The organism is Mesorhizobium sp. M7A.F.Ca.CA.002.04.1.1 (assembly GCF_004022805.1).
Classification (GTDB): domain Bacteria; phylum Pseudomonadota; class Alphaproteobacteria; order Rhizobiales; family Rhizobiaceae; genus Mesorhizobium; species Mesorhizobium ciceri.
This window is the reverse complement of the sequence record NZ_RZPL01001114.1, coordinates 1-1,105: the sequence shown is the minus strand read 5'-3', so window position 1 is coordinate 1,105 and position 1,105 is coordinate 1. Positions and strand designations below refer to the sequence as shown.

1 protein-coding gene is annotated in these 1,105 nt (G+C 62.5%); it reads left to right on the top strand.

Annotated elements, in window-relative coordinates; translation table 11 throughout:
• On the top strand, positions 1–838 hold an 838-nt coding region (locus ENZ75_RS32595), incomplete at its 5' end, for a PLP-dependent aminotransferase family protein (RefSeq protein WP_164888211.1).
• Positions 839–1,105: the final 267 nt, after the last annotated feature.

The window sequence follows — 1,105 nt, the reverse complement described above, 5'->3', positions numbered from 1 at the left end:
CTATGTTGCCTTCGAGCACCTCACCTACTCGCAGGTTTCCCGCAGTGCCGGCTTGATCGGCAGGCGCACCGCGTTGGTGGCATCGGACGATGAAGGCATCGATCCGCAGGATTTCGAGCGCGTCTGCGCGCAAAAGCATCCCAAGATGATCTTCCTGATGCCGACGGCGCAGAATCCGACGCTGGCCACCTTGTCGGCGGCGCGCCGCGAAGCGATCGCCCATGTCGCACGCGAATACAATGTCGTCCTCATCGAGGACGACCTCTATGGCAATCTGACCGATGATCCGACGCCGTTGCTGGCCGAATATGCTCCTGAGAGGACCATTGTCGCGGGCGGCCTGTCGAAGTCGGTCGCAGCCGGTGTGCGCGGCGGCTGGCTTTCCTGCCCGCCCGCCTACCGCCACCGCATCCGCGTCGCCCACAAGATGATGACCGGCGGCATGCCCTTCCTGCTGGCGGAGGTGAATACAAGGCTGGTGCTGTCCGGTCAGGCGGATGAGATACGAAAGCGCAGCATCGCCGAAATCAGCGCCCGCATCGCCATCGTACGCGAGACTTTGGCCGGCTTCGCCTTCAAGTCGCATGACAGGGTGCCCTTTGTCTGGCTGACCCTGCCCGACCCCTGGCTTTCCGGCACCTTCAAGAACGCTTGCCTGGAGCACGGCGTGCTGATCGACGACGAGGACGAATTCAAGGCCGGCCGTTCCGAGCAGGTTTTCCATGGCGTCCGCTTCGGCGTTTCGCAGCCGAGACAGCGCGGGGATATCGCTGAAGGCGTTGCGGTGATCCGGCGACTTCTCGATGAAGGCCGCGCCGGCTACGACAGCTTCTCCTGACACTGCGTGGCTTTGTCCGGTTTTCCGTCGTTTTTCGTCAATCCATGGGTGTATCGGCCGCAAGGCTTGCGATAAGACGGGACTCAAAATCCCAACGTCCCGGATAAAAATCGCCGCCCATGACCATTTCCAATTCCGTGCCGATCACCCCCGAGCTCATTGCCTCACACGGGCTCAAGCCCGACGAGTACCAGCGCATTCTCGACCTCGTCGGGCGCACCAAAACGCAGCGCATTCATCGCCGCGATCGGCCGCGCGCCCATGGTG